Annotated in this window: 1 protein-coding gene; it reads left to right on the top strand. The window is 70.3% G+C overall.

From position 1 onward, the window contains the following. Positions 1-25: 25 nt before the first annotated feature. On the top strand, positions 26-2,536 hold a 2,511-nt coding region (locus tag AC3ERT_RS36455), incomplete at its 3' end, for a beta-ketoacyl synthase N-terminal-like domain-containing protein (protein WP_435179463.1).

Genomic DNA, 2,536 nt, shown 5'->3' with positions numbered 1-2,536 from the left:
CGGTGGGGAGGGTGGGGCCCGGAGGGTGGCTTTGCCGACGTATGCGTTCCAGCGGCAGCACTACTGGCCGAAGGCCGCCGTGGCGGGCGATCATGACGGTGACTCGGCCGACGGCGCGTTCTGGCAGGCGATCGAGAGCAACGACGTCGAGGCACTCGCCGGTGTACTCGGCCTGACCGCCGAGCGCTCGACGATCGCATCGCTGCTGCCGGCCCTCTCCGGCCTGCGGCAGCGGCAGCGCAGTCGGGCGAAGTTCAACGCGCAGCTGTACCGGGTGGCGTGGGAACCGGTGACCGCGGACATCCGGCCGGCGGTCAGCGGTAGCCGACTGATCCTCGTCCCCCCGGGATTCCCTGATGAGAGGGTCGCCGCCGAGGTGGCGGAGGCGCTGTCCGCCGACGGCGGCGTGGTCCACCGTCTTGAGACAGACCTGTCGCAGGTCGGTGCCTTGATGAGTGAGCGCTACTCCGAAGTCGTGGGCGTGGTCTCCTTCCTGCCCCCAGGAGAGCCGGTCGTCGACGGCGTCCCGGTGTGGAACGCCACGGTCGAGGCAGTACCTGCCGAGTCGGCCGACCGGCCCGGCGACCCGCGGCAGTCCGCGATCTGGGACCGGCCGTCGATGGCGGGCGGCCGCGGCGGATGTCTTGATCTGCCCCGCGCATGGGACGCCACCACCCGGGGCCGGCTGCGCGCCGTGCTCGGCGGCCAGTACAGCGAGGACCGGCTGGCCCTGCGCCCGGCGGGCGTGTTCGCCAGGAAGGTGCGCGTCGCACCCATCGACGCCGACACCTCACGGCTGCCCTGGCAGCCGACGGGCAAGGTCCTGCTGTCCGGTGACGACAACGGCCCGCTCGCCGCGGCAGTCACCCGATGGCTGACGACCGCGGGCGCCGAGGTCGTCCGAGGAGCAGACCTGCCCCAGGACGCCACTGCGGTCGTCGCCCTGCCGGATGGTCAGGCCGGGGCGCAGGACATCGAGGATCTGCTCCGCCTGCACGACCAGACCGTCGACCGCGAGCTGTCGGCGTTCGTCGTCATCTCCCCCGCCGGCGCTCAGCTCGGGATCGAGCAGGACGTGGACAAGCGTGCCTACGGAGCCTTCGCTGCTGCGTTGGTGAGCCACCGCCGGGCAGCAGGCCGCGCGGCCACCTCCGTCGCCTGGCACGGTGCCGGCGCCGGAGCTGTCGACGGCATGCGCCACACCGACCCCGACGATCTGGCCGAAGTGCTCGCCTGGACCGTGGGACACGACCACACGTCCGTCGTCGTCGCGGACCTTACCGATGAGCTGCGATCCACCATCCTGAGCGGCTCCCGCCATGAGGTGGCGCAGGGGCAGAAGGATGGCGCCCAGGCCACTGGTTCGTCGGGGGTCGACGGCGAGGCCACTGGTTCGTCGGGGGTCGACGGCGAACGTCAGCTCGCCCGCCTGGTCCTGACCCTTGCCGCCGAAGTACTCGGTCACGACGGCCCGCAGGGCGTCGACGCGGACCGGAGCTTCCGCGAGCAGGGCTTCGACTCCTATAGCGCACTTGATCTCCGCAACCGGCTGAAGACCGCCACCACACTCCAGCTACCCGCCACTGTCCTGTTCGACTATCCGACACCGACAGCGCTGGTGGGCTACCTGCGGCAGCAACTGACCGGTGAGCAAGAGGCCCTGCGGGAAACGCCTGCTGCGGTTGCCCGGATGCAGGAGCCGGTGGTGATCGTGGGGATGGGTTGTCGGTTCCCGGGTGGGGTGGAGGACGCGGAGGGTTTCTGGCGGTTGGTTGCGGGGGGCTCTGATGCGATGTCGGGGTTCCCGGCGGACCGCGGCTGGGACGGGGAGCGCGGTGACGGCTCCGATTCCGGTGATGGGGGTGCGGGTTATGCCCGGGTGGGTGGGTTCTTGGAGGGTGCGGGTGATTTCGATGCGGAGTTCTTCGGGATCAGTCCGCGCGAGGCGTTGGGAATGGACCCGCAGCAGCGACTGCTCTTGGAGACGTGCTGGGAGGCGCTGGAGGACGCGGGGATTGCCCCGGGTTCGCTGAAGGGGACCGACACAGGCGTCTATGCCGGAATCACCGCGCTGGGATACCGAGTCGGCGAGCAGGACGGTGCCGGCGGCTTCGGGATCACCGGGACGACGGCGAGTGTGGCGTCGGGTCGGGTGGCGTATGCGTTGGGGTTGCAGGGTCCTGCAGTGTCGGTGGACACGGCGTGTTCCTCGTCGTTGACGGCGATTCACCTGGCGGCGCAGGCACTGAGGTCCGGTGAGTGCGGGATCGCGTTGGCCGGTGGTGTCACGGTGATGCCCAACCCGGAGATGTTCACGGAGTTTGCGCGGCAGCGGGGGTTGGCCAGCGATGGGAGGTGTAAGCCGTTCGCGGAGGCGGCTGATGGCACGGGGTGGGGTGAGGGCGTTGGCGTGGTGGTGTTGGAGCGGTTGTCGGTTGCGCGTGAGCGTGGGCATCGGGTGTTGGCGGTGGTGGCCGGTAGCGCGGTCAACCAGGACGGGGCGAGTAATGGTCTGTCGGCGCCGAATGGTCCCTCG

This window comes from Actinacidiphila sp. bgisy145 (assembly GCF_057708125.1).
Note: the sequence above shows the minus strand (reverse complement) of the source record. Positions and strands in the feature narration are given on the sequence as shown.